The following is a 21,588-nucleotide window of genomic DNA, read 5'->3' as shown; positions in this document are numbered from 1 at the left end:
AATCGAATCGTTATCATGAACAAGCTATTTCAGTACACATTCAAAATGCGTGGCGTTTCTAAATTGTTGGACTGTCCCCTTCAAAAATTAAAATTCTAGGTAAATTACTTTATTTCCCATAGAGTAATACATTTTTTTATTCCACAATCATTAACTATTCTGGTCAAAAAGTGAAGGCGTATATCCGAGGAAATTATGAGGAACTAAAAAAGTGCAAGACAAATAAACCTTTTGATAGAGGCTCAAAAAATACTAGTGAAGATTTATGCTGTCTTTTTGTATGTATGATAAAGACCGTTCAATACAGGTGTTGCTTCTAGTTTTGTTTCCGCTGCAGATGTCGGCATATAGATTGGCGAAGTAACTGGTGTCTTACCTTTAAGTCCTTGATGCGTCCGATTAGTGTTGTAATAGTCATTTATGTATTCATGAAGTAGTTTTCGCAGATGTAGTTGATTCAGTGGAATGATTTTATCTAATAGTTCTCGTTTAATCGTACCAATAACCCTTTCTGCATATGGATTTTGCCACGGTGAACGATAGGCCGTTCTCTTTGAAGTAATACTCGATGAAGATAAAAAGCGTTCAAATGCTTTGGAGCGGAAAATGGGATCGTTATCATGAACGAGATATTTTGGTACATCACCAAATGGCGTGGCGTTTCTAAATTGCTGGATAGTCCATTGTGCAGTTGGATTATAGGTAACGCCAAAACAAACAATTTTTCGAGTTTGATGATCAATAATCACCAATACATAAAGTACGCCAAAGGTTAACGTTGGAATTGTTAAGAAATCAGTTGCCCAAGTTATTGACTGATGATTTTTTAAAAATGTCTTCCATGATTGGATTTGCCTTTCAGTAGGTGGTTTTCGAGAGCTAGGAAGATACTTAGCAATTGTATTTGGTGCAGGAACATCTTTAATTCCAAGTAATCTAAGTTTTTCATGAATTTTCTCAGGTGATAATAATGAGTTCTCTTTGTGTATCTTTTTTATTAAGCCAATAGTTTCGAGAGAAGTTTTTGGACGTCCCAATTTCTTTGATTTTTGTTTCCAATAAAATTTGAAAGCTGTTCGATGCCATTTGATAACTGTTTCGGGTTTCACAGTGATTAAGTAATCTTTCCAGTTTTCTATGTGCTTTGAAAGCAATACCCAAAGTTGGCGAAAAGCTGGAGTCGGTCTTGGTTTTGGAAGTTTATATTTTTCGTATCGTTGTACATACAATGCTAGCTGACTTCTTAAAGCGATATTTTCCATTTTATTTGCATATGATGATTTTAAGTATAGGTGCAGAAATTTTAAAAAATAACGACACCATTCTTTTAAGAATAGTATCAACGAACGAGTAGCTGCCATTTCGAGTCCTCCCAGTGATTTACATACTTTTACCATTTATTCTATATAAACATTTATAGAACTTCTATAGCTCGAAGGAAGTTTGCGTTTAATATGACGATTCCGTACTATAAATTCTATAATTAAATGTAATATATAGAAAAATATATATTTACTACCAATATTTCTCATATTAATATATACTAAATATTGTAAAGAAAATGAGAGGTGGAATACTATGAATAAAAAAACGTTTACGAAAATGGGAAAAGGTATTGCTACAACAATGGTTGCTGGATTTATGCTATTTGCACAAACGAATGTCTCTGAAGCAGCTGTAATCTCGAAAAAAGTTGAGACAAACCCTCAAATTAAGATTTTAAATAATAGTGTTCAAGTATCTAAAGATGTAACGCCAATTATGGTTGATGGAACTACTTATCTACCTGTTCGCTCCTTATCTGGCGCCTTAAATATGAACGTTCGATGGGAAGGTTCAAGTAAATCTATCTACATAACGGATCCGAATGAATCATTATTAAGGAATGAACTACAAGCAAAGATAAATGAAATCTACAATTTAGAAAACTTCGTTAAAAATAAGGATAATAAGATTGCTGAATTAGAAAAAAACAGTAAAACGAAGGATGCTAAAATTACTGAATTAGAAGCAGCAAGTAAAACGAAAGATGCTAAAATAGCTGAATTAGAAAGACAATTAAAATTAAAATCTACTGCATCCCTTGATGATCTAGAAGATCAACTAAATGACGACTACGGCGGTTGGGAGGATCTGGAGTTAGACATTTCGTTAAATGGAGATGCAGACGATATCGAAGTAGAAATTGAAATCGATTTAGATGATAATGATAATAGCGACTGGTTAGAATTTTCAGATACGAAGATAGAAAGGTTCATCAATGCTATTGCAGACGATATTTGGGATGAATTCGAAGATGCAGAAATCACTGGCGAAGTAATTGATATTGCTGAAAATGAAGAGTTATTAGAATTCTCTGGTGAAGATGGAGATTTAGATATAAAGTAATTTTATGAACAAATAAATTGTTTATAGGTGGAGAAAAAATTTTATATTTTTCTCTGCCTTTTTAGTTTGCTGGATAGAAAGGAAAAAATAGGGGATTGGAATGAAAAAAATCCAAAATTAGTACTTACTACTTTGCTAATTACGAGCACCACCGTTCCAACATTAACTGTAGAAACAACTTTTTCAACCTAAATAACACGTATGCAAAGGATACCATTCTACAATTGGCAGAAGCAGGTATTATAAATGGTAAGGACGGTGGTAAATTTGACCCTACTGGCAAGATTATTAGACAAGACTTCGTTAGTATTTTAGCAAAAGCCCTTAACTTGGATGTTAATAATCCTCCACAAGAGACGACCTTCTCAGATGTCCCAGCTAATCATTATTCTTATAAATATGTTGAAGTTGCAGCTAATGCGGGTTTAATAAAAGGAAATGGTGAGGGAACATTTGGTACGGGACAAAACCTATCCAGGGAACAAATGACCGTTCTATTTGTAAGAACATTAGGTGTAGATGCAACGGGCTATGCTGATAAAATATCATTCAGTGATGCAGATCGGAATGAGGATTATGCAAAAGATGCTGTTGGATATGCCGTCGAGGATATGTTATTAAATGGCTATAATAATAAGTTCGATCCAAAGAGGAATGCCGAGCGTCAATTATACAGAAACGGCCTCCCAATCTGTGGAGGCTATTTTAATTGCTAAAAAAGTTTTCATAAGTAAGTCAAAAGAGTAGCCTAAAATATTTTATTCCTTTACCGATATCCTAAATGGAAATAATTTTAAAGGGGCAATAGTATTGGATATTAAGGATATCATTTCAAAAATTAATAAAACAGTGGATGAATTAGTTTACCACTGCAAGGAAGTACATTGAAGAAAATATTGAACTAGTCAATCAAAATCGAATTCATTTAAAAAGCAACGCGAGAGAAATTCTTAGGTTTTTAAATAATCAGATAGAGTCTGGTGAAAAACCGTTAACAAAAGCTGAAATTAATTTACTCAACACGCTTAACGTGTATGCAACGAGATTTGATATAAGAAGTATGAAGCGGAATTTAAAAGGAAATGAGCAATTACTTTTGAAAAAAGAGTCTATCAATTACCTAAATACCGATGCGCGGATTTTTTTTAGAAAGTATGGGCGCAATACATAAGCAATAGTTGATTTTACTAACCTTCAAAGTTTTTGGAGGTTTTTATTTTATTATTCAAAAAAACATTCTATGACACTAAGCAATATAATGGTATCTGCCGAGAATTAGATTTATCCGCTAAAAAAATTCGAGTTTCTTCTATCTTAATACTAATATATCTTTCTTCTATTGAAAGTATTGGATATTTTGCCGAAATATTACTAGAGTCCGCAAAAGATATTGAAAAGTAGCTTTAGTAGGAATATAATCATATATCGAATGGTCTATTTTAATAATTCTTTGGACTTAATAATATATTCGAAAATAGACTTTTGTCTATTAATTGAAATGTGAGGATGGTATGAATGAAATTTAACTTGCTTGCTTTTTTTACGGGAACGATTAAACGAAAGCTACTGACTGTTTCAATTCTACTACTAATCGTTCCTTTGCTTGTTTTGGGAGCGTTTAGTTATGAAAAGAGCAGTAGTAGTTTAGATGAATTGGGTCAAACGAATTTAAAAAATAGTGTAGAACATACGATTGAACTGATGAAGGTGCTCAATCAGCGAGTGGAGGAAGGCAACATTTCGCTTGAGGAAGCACAAGAAAAAGTAAGAATTGCAATATTGGGAGAAAAGGATGGAGAAGGTAAACGACCGATTAACAAAAATATTGATTTAGGTGAAAATGGCTATATGTTTGTTGCTGATCACCAAGGGACTTTGGTTGCCCACCCCGGTAAAGAGGGCCAGAACATTTGGGACACTAAAGATAAGAATGGTACATACTATGCACGGGAATATGTTGAAAGGGGAATCAATGGTGGAGGGTTTACCTATTTTATAGCTCCATTCATAGATAATCCAAATTCATACGGGGAAAAAGTTGCCTACTCCCAGGATTTCGCGGAATGGGGATGGGTAGTGGTGGCAGGTACGTATATGGTAGATTTTAATGCACCTGCAAGTGAAATTCTAACATTAAATGTAATTGTTACGGGTATAGCGTTACTCATTGGTATTGTGATTATTTGGCTATTCGCCAATAATGTAACGAATCCTATTAAAAAAGTAACGGAACAAATGACCCATATCGCGGATGGGAATTTAACGATTGGTGAACTGGACATCAGGTCAAAAGATGAAACTGGAAAATTAGCCAATGGACTCAATCATTTACATACGAACTTAAAAGATATGATACAAAATATTTCACAAGCTTCTCAAGCGATTTCGGGTCACAGTGAGGAGCTCACACAATCCGCAAATGAAGTAAAAGTCGGGACAGAGCAAGTCGCCAAAACAATGGAGGAAATTGCATCTGGTACAGAATCACAAGCGAGTCTGGCTGGTGAACTGTCGACTTCCATGGGCAGCTATGTCGAGAAAGTGGAAGAAGCGAATGACAATGGCGAAAAAATCTACCAGTCCTCAAATGAAGTATTAAAATTGACGGACAACGGCTCAGAATTGATGAGACAATCTGTTGAACAAATGACGACAATCGACCGCATCGTGAAAGATTCCGTTCAGAAAGTACAGCAGCTAGATAATCAATCCAATGAAATTTCTAAATTAGTAACCGTCATAAGAGAAGTTGCAGAACAAACAAATTTATTGGCTCTCAACGCAGCGATTGAGGCAGCTCGTGCTGGAGAACATGGGCGAGGATTTGCGGTTGTTGCAGAAGAAGTGAGAAAGCTTGCAGAAGAGGTATCCAAATCGGTAACGGATATCACAAAAATTGTAAGTAAAATTCAAAATGATACTTCTGGAGTGGTTGACTCATTGCAAATGGGGTATTCAGAAGTAGAGAAAGGAACCGACCAGCTGAAAACAACAGGCGAGACATTTAGAGTTATTAATGAGTCTGTTAAAGAGATGTCTTCCACTATTAGAGTCGTTAGTGATAACTTAACGCTGATGAAATCGACTAGCCAAGATATGAATTCATCCATTGAGGAGATTGCCGCTATCTCGGAACAATCGGCAGCTGGTGTCGAACAAACATCTGCCTCCACTCAGCAAACAAGCAGTTCAATGGAAGAGGTTGCTGCAAGTTCCGAAGAGCTTTCTAAACTGGCAATTGAGTTAAATGATTTGGTGGGGCAGTTTAGGGTTTAATTATTAGGCTTCTTTGTATAGTAAGGATTTTAATAGTTTTATATAACCCCCCTTAACAATGGAAGTGTTAGAGGGGTTATTTTTTGTGTTTAATCCTATAAAGGTAAGAGAAAATCAAGGTGGCGATAGTTTGAACATTTAAGTATTTAAATGTTCATTTCAATTAGAAGTAGTGGGAATAATTATATAGTTGATATTTCAAAAAAAGGAAAATTATGTTACGATGGTTAGGTGGTTTTTTACTAAGTAAGAGAATTATGGTTTTTTTATGCTGTGTAAAACACCTATGTGAGTTTCATATATATGAAACTAGTAAGTGGAAGGAGAATGGTCGGATGAAGAAAATGTACAAAAATCTGATTGCAACAATGCTCGGACTTGTGCTCATGTTATCAACGGTTGTACCGGCAATCCAAGCAGAAGAAGGCATTCCTGACGTTAGTCCTTGGGCAACCGAGATACTAAATGAAGGCGAAAAGTACGGAATTTTCTCAACGGATCTGTATTTTGACGGATTTAGAAGTGAGGTTTCCATTGAAAACCTTAATGAATTATTAGCCTTAACTGAGGATAAAATTGCATCCTTACAACTTGCTGAAAACAAAGAATTCAAACCAGCAAGCTTTCAAAAGAATACAACTAGAGAAGATATTATCAATCGCCTTTATAATATCGTTGCCCAATATGATTTACCAGTCGGCGACGATGCAGTAGCTTATATGACAGAACACCACATCTTAAGAGGTTCTGGCAAGGGACTAGACTTAGATAAGAAAGCAACGACGCAAGATGCAGTAGTGTTAGCTATTCGCGTAATCAAGGATACGTTCCACCTAGCAGACCAAGGTTCGAAAGGTGTGGCTTGGGTAGTTGAAGATGAAGATACGCAAGTGTACTTACTAGGTTCAATCCACTTAGGAACACCTGACCTATATCCATTCAACCAAAAATTATTAAATGCCTTTGAGGAATCAGATGCTTTATTAGTAGAAGCGAATATTCTAGATTTAGAAGCGCTTGATTACTATGCCGAAAAAGCAATGTATACGGACGGCACAACACTTAAAGATGCAGTAAGTGCAGAAACCTATGCAAAACTTGAAAAGGTTGCAAAGCTTTACGAGCTTCCAATGGAACAATTAGTGATCCAAAAACCTTGGATGTTATCCAGTTCTCTATCAACGCTAAGTATGGACGATGCTTTTGGGATTTCTCCAGAGGAAATGTCGATGCACGGAATTGATATGTATTTCTTACTAGATGCCATGGTTAAAGGAAAGCCAATCATCGAATTAGAGGGCACGAAAACACAAGTCGACTGGTTCGATGCGATTTCGCCTGAAGGTCAGGAACAGATGTTAGTCGACACTTTAGATGCTATTCTAGAGCCAGCTGCAGAGTCAGAAAATGATATGATGCAAGAATGGTTTGACAGCTGGAAAAAAGGCGACTTCGAACCGTTTGCAGCAAGCTTACAAGAGATGGAAGGCGACACTTCCGAATTTAACGCAATGCTGTTCGGTGAACGTGACGCGAACATGGCTGAAAAAATTACCACTCTATTAGAAGAGGAAGAAGGCACATACTTCGTAGTTGTAGGTGCTGGCCACTTCACAGTCGACAAAAACATCCGTTACCACCTTGAACAAGATGGCTATACAGTTGAGCCGTTTTATCAATAAGCTTGTTTATGGCGTTAGTTAAAGACAAAAGCGTATTTGAGGTGAACTCTCAAATACGCTTTTCCTTTTGGATAGTAAAAGGCACTATTTTATCATGGACACTTAGTTTTTATTTAACTGAATTTCATTGTAGGGTCCTCTGTTAACTGTTCCAAGTGTTTTTTTCCAAAGAGACTCTTTTTGGATAATTTCAGAATCAGTTCCCTCAATAAACTCGATTACGGAAAATAGAAGGGAATCGTAACCATTCTCTAAAACATATAAATTCAGATGATGAGCATTACCAAGAAACTCTAAATGGGCCATCCATCTACCAATAATCCCACCCGAACCATAGGCACTACCTATATACCGGCTCGTTCCATCGATAGAACGTTGTATGTAAATTCCGTTTTGACTCAATACTTTTTTCAACTTATTTTCTTCTGTTTTATCCTCCCAAATCGCAATAACTTCTTTCCAAGAAAAGGTTTGGCCAAAAACATCTTCCATAGAGGTGTCTACATCCGGTAACTTCAATCCTTCAAATTTGGATGTATGTGCAAGTCTACTAGTTGCTTTACTTTCCTTTATAACCTCGTCAGAAGTAAGAATTTCAGCAATAGTAGTTGCTAATTGAACAAAGTCGGCAACTTGATAATCAATATAATAGCTTTTAATCTTAACTACCCCTGGAAGGGATTCAAAAATTGTTTTTAAGCCTTCATTCAAATCTGGTGCATGATAAACTCTAAAAATGGTATTTGGTTCAGCATTCCATAACTCAAAAGATCTAATTTTATAGATATTCGTCTTCAAGCGATATGCCACCCAAGGCGTAGCTTCAAGAGTATTGTCCTCTCTTTTTTTAATCTCAAACAGACTAGCCAAACCACTTGAAACAAGAATGGATTCCAATAAATTAAACATAATCTTTTTTCTCCTTTAATATGTAATAGTTAAATTATAACAATTACAATGTGTGGATTGGTGATTTGTTTTGTTAGTCTGTTTGGATGCTGGTTGGGTGCCAGGCACACGTACAATTCTAAATATTTCGAGTGCCTGGCATCTAAAATAATCAAATTCCTGCTATTGTTCAATTGTGCTATAATACCAGTAATATAGTTAAAAGGTGGGATTTGATGAGATTTATACAATCTCAAGAGATTTCTGGAAGCCGAATTCCTACAGATGGTATGTATGTGGGTACCAAGAGTGGAGATAGTAGTCAAGAGAGTAGTTGGAAACTGGTTTTTGGAGATGAAGCGAGAAAAATTAACCCTCTTTTTGATGTGAAAGTCAAACGTGACGAGTTGATTATCAGTTCTATTCAGAATAATGATTGGTCTGAGTATAACAAGTTTGAAGCTGCACAACATCCTGCTTGGTATGAAGAAGTGAATGGGGAATACCAGCCCAACAAAATGTATTACGGGAACCTGATTGAGTCCAAAATAAATGCACTAAAAGAGGCCAAAGCCGAAAATGATAGTGAGAAAATTGAAATCTGGTCAAAAAACCTTAAAGAAGCGATTATCAACTTTAACAATGCGCCAGGAATCGTTCCTTACATAGTTGGTCTAAATCACAATGAGCAAACTGCAGCTGAAAATGGTGTTCCTGAACCTGGGGATGACTTTTTCGATAGCAAATGGAACTCATCAATCGTAGCTGATCAGGGGAAATTTGAACAAAACATGTGGTATGACAATGCATACCTTGCACAAAACCAAGACTTAAAACAACATGTTGAAACACTAGTCGCTGGAACTTTCCCGACTTCATGGGAATTAAATGAGGGAATTACAGTGGTGAATGCATCTGATGATTTTAGTAAATTGAAGGGGAACGATTCGGCTGAAAAGACAGAAGAAGTTGAACAATTAGCGAAAACAGCCTCTACAAATACTGATACGGATGAGACTAGTTTACAGTCCGTTTTATTACATAATTTAAAATTTGCCTTCAAGCCAAGCTTGAATGTTGTTGAAGCGTTATATAAATAAAAGAATTACCATTTATAGTACAGTATGCCAAAAAAGAGATGAATTCGATTCTTTGAATCAATTCGTCTTTTTTTTGTGGAATTATTATGTAAAAAAATAATTTAATAGAATTATCTATAGTGTTTTAAGAAAGGTGTAAATAATACTAGTAATTTGTTAAATTTTTATTAAAAAATTGGATATTTTATCCTTATTATCCAATGACCTAACAGTATTGTATTATTTTTGAGTATTTATTTATGATAAAAAATAGTATATTATTAGTTTGTAAGGCAAATGAGAGAAAAAATGGTAGGAAAAATACCAAAATTTTATTCGTTTGGTTTGCAATAGCTATTATAGCAATTAGTTTTATTCGTGAAAACTTGGGTATACATACATCGGAGAATATAGTAATCATCGAAGAATATGGTTTTCATAGAATAAACTTCAAAACTTTAACTTACGGGGGAATATTCATAATGTCTAAGAAACATAAATTATTCGCATCAACTGCAACTGCAGCATTAGTTGCTTCAGCAATCGTACCAGTAGCATCAGCTGCTGACTTAAACGACTTTGATAGCGTACCAGCATATGCACAAGAAGCGGTTCAACACTTAGCTGACAATAACATCTTACAAGGTGACGAGAACGGTAACTTCAATCCTTCTCAAACTTTAACTCGCGCACAAGCTGCAGAAGTTTTATCTAAAGCAAAAGGTTTAGAAGCTACAGGAATTGAAGACTTCTCTGACGTTAAAGAAGGCCAATGGTTCTACGATGCAGTAGTAGCAACTTCTCCAGAATTCTTCGAAGGTGACGGAACTGGCAAATTCAATCCAAACGCTCAATTAACTCGTGCACAAGCTGCAAAAGTTATCGTACTTGCTTATGGATTAACTGGTGAAGCTGACCTTTCTAACTACTCAGATCTTAAAGACGTTCCAGCTTGGGCTGAAGAATTCTTCGCAACAGCTGTAGAAAACAAAATCATCAATGGTAAAACTGCTACAACTTTAGCTCCTAACGCTAAAATCTCTCGCGCTGAATTCGCGACTATGGTTAAACGTGCAATGGATACAGAAGTTGAAGTAACTGTTGAATCTGTAAGTGCAGTTAACGACATCACTGTAAACGAAGGCGAAAAAGCTTCTTTACCAGAAACAGTAGAAGTTACACTTTCTAACGAAGAAAAAGCTCAAAATGAAGTTGAGTGGGATGTAACAAAATTAGATACAACTAAACCAGGCGTATACACAGTAAAAGGTGACGTAGCTGATACTGATCTTGAAGCTTCTGTGAAAGTTACTGTTGTAGCTGTAGCTCCTGAAGTAACTGGTGTGAGTGCGGTTAATTCAAAACAATTAGTTGTTACTTTTAATAAAGCAATTAAAGAATCAACAGTTATCTCTAATACAACTACTGGTGCATTAGTAGCTAATAGTGTAGCTGTTTCTCGTACAGTTGCTGATTCAAACAACCCAAATAAAAGTGTTACTTCTGTAACTGGTTCATTAAGTGAAGATGGTAAAACTTTAACATTAACAGCAGCTGCTTCAACTTACTTTGATGGTACTTATGCAATCGTACTTGCTGATTCTATTAAAGCTACTGATGCACAAAAGCTAGATGCATACGCTGGTACAGTAACTGCATCTGATAAAGTTGCACCAACAGTTTCAAAAGTAGAATTCAATCCTTCTACTGGAAACTTTGAAGTAACATTATCTGAGCCTGTTGCTTCTACTCCAGATGTATTACGTGTTAATGGAACACCTGTTTCTGGTCTAGCTCCAGTAGCAAACTCAAATAATACTAAATTTACAGTTGCTAAACCTGCAAGTATTGCTGCAGGAACTACAGCATCAATTCACTTAGCTGGTACAGCTGATTACGCTGGTAATATTTTAACAGCCTTCGATGGTAGCGTTGTTGTTTCTGACGATCAATCAGCAGTTCAAGTAGTTTCAACTACTCAAATTAGCTCAAACCAAGCTAAAATCGTATTAAACAAACCTATCGCAAGCAGTGATGATACAATTGATGCTGCAATTAGTGCACTAATCGATGGTCAATCAGTAACTGCTGCAAACGTTGCATTTGCAAAAGATACTACTGACAAATCAGGAAAAACTATCATTGCTACATTCAATACTGGTTACACTGCTCCAAATTACTTCTATGGTACGGCTTCAAGCAAAGATGTAACTTTCGTATTTGCAAATGAGCAAATCGTTGATGTATATGGCAAAAAACTCGGTACAGCTACTCAAACTGTTACAATGTCAAAAGATGTAACTGGTCCTAAAGCAGTATCTACAAAAGTTTCTACAGATGGAAGCTACATCGAAATTACTTTTGATGAAGTTATCTCAAACTTAGTTAAAGGCGCGGATAATTCTAATATTACACTTCGTAAAGATGGTGTAGCTGTTGCTATGAATGGTTCTGATGCTGATGTAGTAATCGCTGCTGATGAAAACGGAGACAACAAAGTATTAAGAATTTCTCCGGATGACACTGCAGATTTAACTGCTGGTACTTATACAGTTAGATTAGCTGCTGGTACTGTTGAAGACACTCATACTAATGATGCTGCTATCGTAAATGTAAATACTACTGTATCAGGTACAACTACTGATCTTACAGCTGCATTTGCAAACTTAGGCGGTAATAACAACCAATTCCAAGTTACTTTCAGTGAAGCTGTAGATAGCTCTGCACTTGAAAGAACTAACTATACTTTAGATGGAACTGTGTTACCGGAAGGAACAGACATCTACTTTGCAGATTCATCTAAAACTTTAGTTAACATCGTGTTACCTACTGATTCTGTTAACTTCGGAACTGTTGGTGGCTCAGCTTCTACAAACAATGCTCGTTTAGGAGTTTCTAAAGTAACAACTTCTGCTGGTAAAGTTGTAGTAACTAACTCTGCAACTGTTAAAGTTGAAGATAATACAGCAGCTGAATTACAATCTGCTTCTCTTGTTGGAAACAACATTATCAAACTTACATTTAATGAAAACTTATCTGCATTCTCTTCTTCAGATATTGCAGATATCATTGATGACCTAGTAATTACTGATGGTACAAATACATTTGCTGCTACTGCTGTTGCTTCAGGATCAGATGCTGCTACAGCTACTTCAAGTGTGTCTGGTAAGGACCTTATTATCACAGTAACACCTGGTGATTCTAACTGGGCTACAGTAACAGGTGCTTCATCTGTAACAGTAAAAACAGTTGACACTGGCGATGGTGATATTCAAGATGCTAACGGTGTAGAAGTTAAAGCTGATAAATCAGTTACTTTAACTAAATAATATACATTCAATAGGAAATCAGATTCTGATGTCCAGAACGTTAGTATAATAAATAAAGCTCTGTGGAGAAAAATCTCCTCAGAGCTTTTTTTTGAAAATTATTCTAAATGATTGTATTTTATTGAGCAACTGTTGAATTATGATATTTACACTTCCCTAAAATAATTTATAATGTTTTAAATTCCTAATACTCAACAATTATCAAACAATTCTCAAGCACTCAGTGAACTGTCTAACCAATAATCCCCTCCCAATCCTCCAATCTATTTAAAACTTTTTTTCTTCGTATATTTATGAATCGAATTATATACTATCAAGTATGTAAGTTGCTAGAACATAAAAAACAATTTGGGGGAAATAAATAAATGAAAAATACTACCACTTTTAAATATATGAATACGTAATGGAGCAGCAATAGTAGTTTCAGGGGTGGCTGTTGTGGCGCCAAACGCGACTGAAGCAAGTAAAAGTTTTCCGGATGTACAAACAAGTGATATTTATGTGTTGTTGGAATGTCTTTAAATTTTGGATCCGTCACGTTTTTCGTGTCTATGCTTAAGCTTTCGCTAAAATCACTGCAACTTCACAGCGAGTTACATTTCGTTCCGGACCATATGTACCACCCGGATACCCTTGAATTACTTCACGCTCTGTTAAATTCATAAACGCATCATAGAAATAATTATAACGAAATTGCGGCACTACAAAATGCAGGAAAGTGGAAGAAACGGAGAAGAAACAAATGAAATCAAAAATGGCTATAGTGATATTGAAAAACATTGGGCAAAAAATGAAATCTTAGCTGTTACAGGTGCTGGAATATTTAACGGTGTAAATCAGAAAGCATTTGCTCCAAATAAAAGCTTAACAAGAGTACAAACTGCGATTGTATTAAATAGGTTAGCAGGAAAGGAACTAGCAGGGACTAATTCCTCATATAAGGATGTAAGCGATTCTTCTCCTTATGCAAATGAAATTGCATGGGTAACAGAAAAGGAAATTATGAAGGGAATTAATGCTTCAACATTTGCTCCAAATCAGCCAATTACTAGAGAGGAATTTGCTGTAGCATTGTATAAATATTTAACCCAAAATGGCACAACGCTTGATTCAGACAGTGAAGATAAATATAAAGATGACGCAAAAATCAGTGAAGAATCCAAAAAAGCAGTTTATGAATTACAAGCAGCTGGAGTAATGTCAGGAAGCAACGGAAACTTTGATCCAAACCAACCAATAACACGTGCTGATGCAGCAGCCATTTTCTCAAAACTAATCCAATAACACCTAAAGTGCCAGGTACCCATTTCGGTGCCTGGCACTTTTACTTTTACGGAACAATTCAAAATACTTTGAGTGCCAGGCACACAAACAATTCTCACACAATTCCCGAATTTATAGGAAATATGGTAGAAAAGTAGAAATGGTTAAATAGAGTGAAGAAAAGTGTCTGTTTTTTTAGAATAATAGAAAGAGAAAGTGAATACTAAAATTTTCATAATATTCTAGTTCTAACAAAACAATTCTATAAATAGAAGAGGTGTCGGAAAAGTATGGAGAAGCGTAGATTGAACAAGTCCATGAATGTATTTGTAGCAGCAACTTTAACGGCTAGTGTTGCAGTCCCGGTAGTTCCAGTTTCTGTATCGGCAGAAACCGTTACAACCACTGATTTAATCATTTCAGAATACATTGAGGGAAGCAGTAATAATAAAGCTCTTGAAATTTACAACGGCACTGGTGCTCCAGTAGATTTAAGCCAATACAAGGTCGAACTTTACTCAAACGGGGGTTCAACTGCTCAATCTGTCACTTTATCAGGGACTTTAGAAAACGGCGCAACTTATGTCCTCTATAATAGTCAAGCGTCGGATGCATTAAAGGCAAAGGGAAATCTAAGTTCAGGAGTTGCCAACTTTAACGGTGATGATGCAATTGTTTTAAAGAAAAATGGTGCTGTCATTGATTCGATTGGACAAGTGGGTATCGATCCAGGTTCGTCATGGGGCACTGATGTGAAAACAGTGGATATGACTCTTGTTCGTAAAAACTCGATTGTATCAGGTGATACAAATCCTACAGATGAATTTGATCCTTCTACAGAATGGACAGGATATAATCAAGATACATTCAGTTACCTTGGAGTTCATGGTGAAGATGCAAATCCGGATGAAGGCGAAGAAATACCTGCACCGACAGAAGGAACAATTACTGAAGTCCGATCCCTTCCTAAAGGGAGCATAGTTACAACGACAGGTACTGTAACTGCAGTAATGGGTGCCACAACTTTTATTCAAGACGGTAATGCCGGGATAGTTTTATACGGATATGACTTGGGTCTTGCACCTGGTGACAAAATCCGTGCAACAGGAGAACTGACAGAATATCGTTCTTTACTTGAAATTAATGTGACACCTGAATCGGTAGAAGTGTTAGAAACAACTACTGTACCTGAACCAGAAGTCGTTACAGCCGAACAGCTACAGGAAAATAAAGAAGGAACACTTGTAACGGTTCAAAATGTGAGAATTGAAGCCTTAGCAAGTGGGAACTTCAAGGCTGTGGATGGCGAAGGGAATTCATTCGAGTTGCGACCAGAGGATTCTTCCTTACTTACTGTTGGGACGACCTATGAATCAATTACAGGAGTATTGGGTTCATATAATGATGTTTACCAACTAATCCCTCGCAGCATTGATGATATTGTTGAAGATTCTTCCATTGTAAGCCGAGTGGTGGCCACACCTGGGGAAGGGTTAATTCAACAAGGTTCTGCTATCACGTTAACGACTAAAACAGAGGGTGCCACAATTCATTACACAACGGATGGCAGTAAACCTACGGATGAAAGCCCTGTTTATAGCGGGCCAATCACGATTACAGAAGATACAACACTTAAAGCAATTGCTGTTAAAGAAGACCTGACAACTAGTGACGTAGCGGAATTTGACTTTCTCGTTCAACTTGAGGATATTCGAATTCATGATATTCAAGGGGAAGGTCATTATTCAAAATATGATGGTCTTCATGTAACGGACGTTGAAGGTATTGTCACATATGTGAATGGAAATGAATTTTATTTGCAAGATTTACAGCCGGATGATAACAGCAAAACATCTGAAGGGATTTTAGTATATAAAGGGTCCCACGGTGTCAAAGTGGGGGACATTCTTTCAGTGGATGGTACTGTCAAAGAATATGTGATGCCAGGATACTCTGAGCGATATACTACAGACTTACCTGTAACCGAGATTGCAGCATCTACGATTGAAGTGACAGGCACTGGAGAACTTCCAGAAGCAATCATTCTTGGGGAAGATGTTCAGCTGCCGACTGAAGTCATCGATAATGATGGACTTTCTGTATTTGACCCGGAGGAAGCTGGCATCGATTTATTTGAAAGCGTAGAAGGAATGCTTGTTGGGGTAAACAATCCAAAAGTTGTCGCCTTACAAAAATACGGTGAACTGACAGTGATTCCAGGCAGCATGGAAACAAACACTACTGGAGGTGGTTTACGTATTAGCGGAAATGACTATAACCCGGAAAGAATCACGATTAATATTGATGATGAAGATTATATTGCCAAAATGGGTGACTACTTTGAAGGTTCAATTCAAGGGGTCATGAGCTATGGCTATAGCTATTATCAAGTATTAAGCAACAAAGAGGACCTACCTGAGTTAATAGAAGGGCCAAACGAGCGAGAAACAACAACCCTTACCCCAGTAGAAGATAAATTAACGGTTGCATCCTATAATGTTGAAAACTTCTCAACGAAGACCGATGCCGACAAAGTGACAAAATTAGCAGAAGCAATCGTTGCCAATATGAAAACACCAGACATTATCGGATTAACGGAAGTACAAGATAATGATGGTGAGACAGATAGCGGAACGGTGGACGCCAGCCAAAGTGCACAAGTGTTAATCGATAAAATCGTTGCGTTAGGTGGCCCAGAATATGTTTATACAGATATTGCCCCTGCTGATAAACAGGAAGGTGGGGCACCTGGAGGCAATATTCGAGTAGGGTTCCTATATAATCCTGAAAGAGTAAAGTTGGCTGAAGGTACAAAAGGAACTGCTACAGAAGCGGTTGCTTATGAGGATGGTCAGTTAACATTAAATCCAGGTCGAATTGATCCGACAAATTCAGCTTTTGATAACAGCCGTGTACCTCTTGCTGCCCAGTTTGAGTTTAAAGGTGAAAATGTCATCGTCGTAGCGAACCACTTCAATTCGAAAGGTGGAGACCAACCGTTATACGGAAAAAACCAGCCACCAGTATTAAGCAGTGAAGTTCAGCGTATGCAGATTGCTGGCGTTGTAAATGGTTTTGTGAAGGATGTTTTAGCGGAAAATCCTGAGGCGAATGTCGTATTACTAGGAGACTTTAATGATTTTGAATTCTCGAATCCACTACAAACGTTAAAAGGGAATGAACTAACGAATATGATTGAATTGGTTCCTGCAGAAGAACGCTATTCTTATTCATACCAAGGAAATGCGCAAGTGTTAGATCATATCCTGGTTTCTAATAACTTGGCTTCCAATACGAAGGTAGACATTGTTCATATCAACTCCGCGTTCATGGAAGCACACGGTCGTGCAAGTGATCATGATCCTGTCATGGTTCAGATTGATTTAACGAAGTCCGAGCAGCCTGAAGAAGAGCCGGTTGATTTCGACAAAGTCTATGACTACAAAGGCTTATCGAAGAAAAAATTAACAATTCCTCAGAAAAATGTTTGGATTGGATTAGATGCGAAATCAAAAGTAAATGAAATTCGATTTAAAGGACAATATGTAGAACTTCAAGGGGAAGGATTCCAACATACAACCGTCATCTTTGAAGCGAAAAACCCTGGTGCAATTCTCGACCTAAACCAAACTAAGGTCAAAAAAATCATCATTGAAGGAAAAAATGTTAGTGAAATTCGCGGTGCACTTCCGGACCAAATTATCGAATATATTGATTGAGTTCCAGGCACATATACAACTTAAGACAATTTTGAAAGTTCACCCTCGAAAAGGCAATCCAAACTTGGATTGCCTTTTCTTTTCAACTCAATCCACAATTGTGTGTATGCTAGCACCCACACAATTCGTACGCACAAAAAAAGAATCCACTAGCTTCTTAGTGGATTCCTTCATATTAGTTTTGCGTTTGATACCCCGATACATCCTCATCCAGCAACAAGGATGTGCCGCGTTTTTTGTGTGCGGAGGCAAAGAAGATACCTACTAGCACGGCTGCTGCGACTAGACCTCCGATGAATGATGCATTCAGTGGAATACCGAAGCCCATTGTTGGTTCATATAAAATATATACGATTACCATGTAGGTCATGAAACTTGCTGGTACCGTTGCGATCCAGTGATTCTTTTTCGCTAGGAATAGATACATAGCACCTACCCAGAGAGCGATTACCGCGGTAACTTGGTTTGCCCAAGAGAAGTACTGCCATAAAATATTAAAATCGATTTTTGTTAAGCCATAAGAAATAACGAATAATGGAATGGCAATCCATAAACGGCTAGAGAATTTTGCTTGAGCGAATTTGAAGTATTCGGCAATAATCATACGAGCTGCGCGGAATGCTGTATCCCCCGAAGTAATTGGTAAAACAACTACACCTAAAATTGCTAAAGTACCACCAATTGAACCCATCATAAGTAGTGAAACTTCACTAACTACTGCAGCAGGACCACCCGCTGCTAACATTTCACTTAAGCCGCCATAACCATTGAATAAGCTCATTGAAGCTGCTGCCCAAATCATTGCGATAATACCTTCTGCAATCATCATACCATAGAAGATTTTACGGCCCTGGTTTTCATTTTGTGTTGTACGCGAGATAATCGGTGTTTGAGTTGCATGGAATCCTGATAAAGCACCACAAGTAATTGTAAAGAAAATCAATGGGAAAATCGGTAATTCTCCTGGGTGCATATTTTGGAACGAAAGCTCAGGAATTGGTGCACCAGTTACAACTAGTCCAATCCCAACACCTAATGCTGAAATAACTAAAAGTGCTCCGAAATATGGATATAAGCGCCCGATAATTTTATCTACTGGTAATAGTGTAGCTAAAATATAATAGAAGAAAATTACAGCAACGATAATGCCAAGTGCTATCTTTCCATCCATCAAGTTGCTAATTAGCATGGCAGGTGACGTAACGAATACCGTTCCTACTAATAATAAAAGTAATAGGGCGAAAACGTTTACAACATGTTTCATAAACTTTCCTAAAAACTTCGCCACTAACTCTGGTACGTGAGCCCCTTTATTTCGAATCGAAATCATACCAGTTAAGTAATCATGTACAGCGCCAGCGAAAATACATCCTACAACGATCCAGATAAATGCCACTGGACCATAAAGTGCCCCTGCAATTGGACCAAATACTGGCCCAGTTCCTGCAATGTTTAATAATTGAATTAATGAGTTCTTATATGTTGACATTGGAACATAATCAACGCCATCAGCATTCACATAAGCTGGTGTTGGTCGTTTTGGTTTCTCCCCGAAAACCTTTTCGACGTATTTGCCATAAGTAAAATACCCGGCGATCAAGATTACAATACACACTAGAAATGTAATCATTTTAAAATCCCCCATCCCTTTTGAATTTTCTCAATATTCTATCTCTAGGAAAATGATAGCATATAATGTTATATAACAACAATATTATTTTTGTAAAATTATATAACAGTTTACTAAAATAGTATTTGAAGATGATATAGTTTCGTTTATGATGAACTGTGAAGAGTGTGAATTATTACATGATCGTATTAGCATAAAGCAAGTTGTTCCTTTATGTAAAAAAGATTATGAAGCAGGAGGAACAACAGCACTTCTAGATGCAATTGGTATAACGTTACAAAAGATTCGAAATGCACAAGAAGAATCGCCAAAAGAGGAACGTCCAAAACAAGTTTTATTCGTCATCACAACTGATGGATTGGAAAACGCAAGTGTCGAGTATTCTTATGAAAAGGTAAAACAGTTAATTAAGAGACAAAAGGAACTCGGTTGGCAATTTATCTTCCTCGGTGCCAATATAGATGCAATCGGAACAGCATCTAGAATGGGGATTGATCGTGATTATGCTGTAGACTATCATGCCGATCGGGTTGGGACAGAAGTAAACTTCTCTGCGGTTTCTGAAACGGTAATACAGTGTCGTATGGAAGGGAAATTAATAATTGCTGGAAGGAGAAAATCGAAGCTGATTATAGTAATAGAAAGTAACAGTCTATTCAATTTTTAAGGATTTCACATGAAGTTTCTGGTAATAAAACAAGTCTAGTTTAAACATCAATAATGATGCTCACAATAAACGCAATTCCTTTATTTATCAAAGTTTGCTCAAAGAGAAATAATTGCAGGAGGGTACATTTTGAAGAAATTGATTATGACTGTTGGAATTGTATTAATATTAGCAAATTTTTATGGTACTCCTATTGAAGTTCAAGCAAACTCTGAAGAATCATTAAAAGCATCCATTACTGATGAAAGCTGGACGAATGCCGCAATCTTTAGTAAAAAGTTGGCTGTATATTATGATGAAGCAAAGCAATATCAAAAGGCAACGGAGTATTATATAGAGTCGGCAAATTACTGGACAAAAGCTGGACATCCTTCCTGGGGAATCCAGAACTTAATACGCGCAGATCATATAGGAACCGAAGTGGAATTATATATTGAACAACCAATTAGAGCAAAGCAATCCTTAGCAAAATTTGAACCAACAAGTGGAACATATCTTGGATTATTTTTGGCTGGAAAGAGGGAAAATGCGAACCCAGATCCGGTGGAAGAAATCTATGGTAAAAACCATGCAATTTATTTGACGTATACGACATGGGGAGAAAAGTATGCCGACACCAATACTTATTTCCCAATGAAGTTTGCAAATGAAGCCAAAAGAAATAACTCCGGCATTCAAATTGGATTTGAGCCAATGAACGGTTTGGATGAAGTGGTAGAAGGTGAGTATATCCGACAATTTGCTAGAGAAGCGAAGGCATCTGGCATTCCAGTATTCTTGCGATTTATGGGTGAAATGAATGGGGAGTGGGTACCGTGGAGTGGTGACCCGCAAAAATATATTGAGAAGTTCAGACTGGTCCATGACATTATGGAGCAAGAAGCACCAAATGTTGCAATGGTTTGGTCACCCAACTTTTTGCCTCGCCATAATATCAATCCTTATTATCCAGGTGATGATTATGTAGATTGGGTGGGCTTATCCTTATATACAATCCCATTTTCACATAATAAAGAGGTACTGGGCGGCAATCCTATTGACTATCTAAAACCAATTTACGATAAATATAGCCATAAACCGATGATGATCTCTGAAGGTGCCGTTTCTCATTATAGCTATCAATTGAAGAAAGATTTTTCAGATTGGGCAGCTGGCCAAATTGGAAACATGTATGGATTTTTACCAAGAATGTTCCCGCAGATTAAAGCAGTTACCTATTTTAACCTAGATAAACAAACAACCAATTATGATAATAAAAACAATAACTATGATTTAGGGGATAGTAAACTTGTCGATGAGGCCTACCAAAGAATCATTCAAAGCACATACTTTTTAGATCATCTAGCAATGGATAAGGAAAATGATTCGGTTCAATCGAAATATATTCCTATTACGGACGTGGAAAACCTATCTGGCGTGCGCAATGCCTTTATGTATGTAAAACTTCCTCTTGGTGTACAACCCTATTATGTAGCAGCTTATCAAGGGAAAAGAAAGTTGGGGGAATCGTATATCCAGCCGTGGGATTTGAAGCTTAATCTGAAGCAAATTAAACAAAATGAACCCATCACATTAGTCGCATTCGATGAAAACTTCAAACGCCTTGCAACTGAAACAGTCGTTTTAAGAAAAGAAAAGGAATAAAGTGAGTGAAATAAGAAGATCTC

14 protein-coding genes are annotated in these 21,588 nt (G+C 36.9%); 10 read left to right on the top strand and 4 right to left on the bottom strand.

The features are described 5' to 3' along the window. Window positions 1-263 precede the first annotated feature (263 nt). On the bottom strand, window positions 264-1,361 hold the full coding sequence (locus ACFQU5_RS07225) for an integrase core domain-containing protein (protein WP_390286207.1): 1,098 nt from the start codon (window positions 1,359-1,361) through the stop codon (window positions 264-266). A gap of 217 nt (window positions 1,362-1,578) precedes the next feature. On the opposite strand from ACFQU5_RS07225, the gene ACFQU5_RS07220 reads away from it, so the two are divergent. The 4 genes from ACFQU5_RS07220 (at window position 1,579) to ACFQU5_RS07205 (ending at window position 7,346) form a co-directional block, all read left to right on the top strand. Beyond that, on the top strand, window positions 1,579-2,388 hold the full coding sequence (locus ACFQU5_RS07220) for a stalk domain-containing protein (RefSeq protein WP_390286205.1): 810 nt from the start codon (window positions 1,579-1,581) through the stop codon (window positions 2,386-2,388). 116 nt (window positions 2,389-2,504) lie between these two features. Continuing rightward, the gene (locus ACFQU5_RS07215; protein ID WP_390286554.1) at window positions 2,505-3,104 is read left to right on the top strand and encodes an S-layer homology domain-containing protein; all 600 of its coding nucleotides are present in this window, start codon (window positions 2,505-2,507) and stop codon (window positions 3,102-3,104) included. Window positions 3,105-3,903: 799 nt separating this feature from the next. After that, window positions 3,904-5,664: a methyl-accepting chemotaxis protein gene (locus ACFQU5_RS07210; protein WP_390286203.1), complete on the top strand. Its 1,761-nt coding sequence runs from the start codon at window positions 3,904-3,906 to the stop codon at window positions 5,662-5,664. 335 nt (window positions 5,665-5,999) lie between these two features. Beyond that, the gene (locus ACFQU5_RS07205) at window positions 6,000-7,346 is read left to right on the top strand and encodes a TraB/GumN family protein (protein WP_390286201.1); all 1,347 of its coding nucleotides are present in this window, start codon (window positions 6,000-6,002) and stop codon (window positions 7,344-7,346) included. A 102-nt stretch (window positions 7,347-7,448) separates the two neighbouring features. On the opposite strand, the gene ACFQU5_RS07200 is transcribed toward ACFQU5_RS07205, so the two are convergent. Further along, entirely contained in the window at window positions 7,449-8,255 is an 807-nt protein-coding gene (locus tag ACFQU5_RS07200; protein ID WP_390286199.1) for a GIY-YIG nuclease family protein, read from the bottom strand. Between the two features lie 215 nt (window positions 8,256-8,470). Between ACFQU5_RS07200 and ACFQU5_RS07195 the strand changes: the two genes are divergently transcribed. Together ACFQU5_RS07195 and ACFQU5_RS07190 are read left to right on the top strand one after the other, a co-directional pair. Next, window positions 8,471-9,334: a hypothetical protein gene (locus ACFQU5_RS07195; RefSeq protein WP_390286197.1), complete on the top strand. Its 864-nt coding sequence runs from the start codon at window positions 8,471-8,473 to the stop codon at window positions 9,332-9,334. Window positions 9,335-9,795: 461 nt separating this feature from the next. Then, window positions 9,796-12,642, top strand: a complete 2,847-nt coding sequence (locus tag ACFQU5_RS07190; protein ID WP_390286195.1) for an S-layer homology domain-containing protein — start codon at window positions 9,796-9,798, stop codon at window positions 12,640-12,642. Window positions 12,643-13,197: 555 nt separating this feature from the next. On the opposite strand, the gene ACFQU5_RS07185 is transcribed toward ACFQU5_RS07190, so the two are convergent. Continuing rightward, window positions 13,198-13,422 carry an S-layer homology domain-containing protein gene (locus ACFQU5_RS07185; RefSeq protein WP_390286193.1) on the bottom strand — a complete coding sequence of 75 codons (225 nt, stop codon included), beginning with the start codon at window positions 13,420-13,422 and terminating at the stop codon, window positions 13,198-13,200. Here ACFQU5_RS07185 and ACFQU5_RS07180 point away from each other — a divergent pair. Together ACFQU5_RS07180 and ACFQU5_RS07175 are read left to right on the top strand one after the other, a co-directional pair. After that, window positions 13,351-13,926 (top strand): S-layer homology domain-containing protein, encoded by a 576-nt coding sequence (locus tag ACFQU5_RS07180; protein WP_390286191.1) that lies wholly within the window; start codon window positions 13,351-13,353, stop codon window positions 13,924-13,926. The two genes, ACFQU5_RS07185 and ACFQU5_RS07180, sit on opposite strands and share 72 nt — an antisense overlap. A gap of 284 nt (window positions 13,927-14,210) precedes the next feature. Then, entirely contained in the window at window positions 14,211-17,624 is a 3,414-nt protein-coding gene (locus tag ACFQU5_RS07175) for a chitobiase/beta-hexosaminidase C-terminal domain-containing protein (protein ID WP_390286189.1), read from the top strand. A gap of 175 nt (window positions 17,625-17,799) precedes the next feature. On the opposite strand, the gene ACFQU5_RS07170 is transcribed toward ACFQU5_RS07175, so the two are convergent. Beyond that, complete coding sequence (locus ACFQU5_RS07170; protein WP_390286187.1) at window positions 17,800-19,254, bottom strand: carbon starvation CstA family protein; 1,455 nt, start codon at window positions 19,252-19,254, stop codon at window positions 17,800-17,802. Window positions 19,255-19,402: 148 nt separating this feature from the next. Between ACFQU5_RS07170 and ACFQU5_RS07165 the strand changes: the two genes are divergently transcribed. Both ACFQU5_RS07165 and ACFQU5_RS07160 read left to right on the top strand, forming a co-directional pair. Further along, window positions 19,403-19,921, top strand: a complete 519-nt coding sequence (locus ACFQU5_RS07165) for a vWA domain-containing protein (protein WP_390286185.1) — start codon at window positions 19,403-19,405, stop codon at window positions 19,919-19,921. Between the two features lie 129 nt (window positions 19,922-20,050). Then, window positions 20,051-21,565 (top strand): glycosyl hydrolase, encoded by a 1,515-nt coding sequence (locus ACFQU5_RS07160; RefSeq protein ID WP_390286183.1) that lies wholly within the window; start codon window positions 20,051-20,053, stop codon window positions 21,563-21,565. Window positions 21,566-21,588 lie beyond the last annotated feature (23 nt).

This window comes from Ureibacillus sp. GCM10028918, assembly GCF_042666115.1.
GTDB lineage: Bacteria > Bacillota > Bacilli > Bacillales_A > Planococcaceae > Ureibacillus.
The sequence above is the reverse complement of the archived record's forward strand: the minus strand, read 5'-3'. Positions and strand labels throughout refer to the sequence as shown.

Excerpts from the sequence above, each read along its gene's own strand:
- ACFQU5_RS07180 (WP_390286191.1), top strand. The coding sequence starts at position 13,351 with ATGCAGGAAAGTGGAAGAAACGGAGAAGAAACAAATGAAATCAAAAAT.
- ACFQU5_RS07220 (WP_390286205.1), top strand. The coding sequence starts at position 1,579 with ATGAATAAAAAAACGTTTACGAAAATGGGAAAAGGTATTGCTACAACA.
- ACFQU5_RS07200 (WP_390286199.1), bottom strand. The coding sequence starts at position 8,255 with ATGTTTAATTTATTGGAATCCATTCTTGTTTCAAGTGGTTTGGCTAGT.
- ACFQU5_RS07185 (WP_390286193.1), bottom strand. The coding sequence starts at position 13,422 with ATGTTTTTCAATATCACTATAGCCATTTTTGATTTCATTTGTTTCTTC.
- ACFQU5_RS07210 (WP_390286203.1), top strand. The coding sequence starts at position 3,904 with ATGAAATTTAACTTGCTTGCTTTTTTTACGGGAACGATTAAACGAAAG.
- ACFQU5_RS07170 (WP_390286187.1), bottom strand. The coding sequence starts at position 19,254 with ATGATTACATTTCTAGTGTGTATTGTAATCTTGATCGCCGGGTATTTT.
- ACFQU5_RS07225 (WP_390286207.1), bottom strand. The coding sequence starts at position 1,361 with ATGGCAGCTACTCGTTCGTTGATACTATTCTTAAAAGAATGGTGTCGT.
- ACFQU5_RS07195 (WP_390286197.1), top strand. The coding sequence starts at position 8,471 with ATGAGATTTATACAATCTCAAGAGATTTCTGGAAGCCGAATTCCTACA.
- ACFQU5_RS07205 (WP_390286201.1), top strand. The coding sequence starts at position 6,000 with ATGAAGAAAATGTACAAAAATCTGATTGCAACAATGCTCGGACTTGTG.
- ACFQU5_RS07190 (WP_390286195.1), top strand. The coding sequence starts at position 9,796 with ATGTCTAAGAAACATAAATTATTCGCATCAACTGCAACTGCAGCATTA.
- ACFQU5_RS07165 (WP_390286185.1), top strand. The coding sequence starts at position 19,403 with ATGATGAACTGTGAAGAGTGTGAATTATTACATGATCGTATTAGCATA.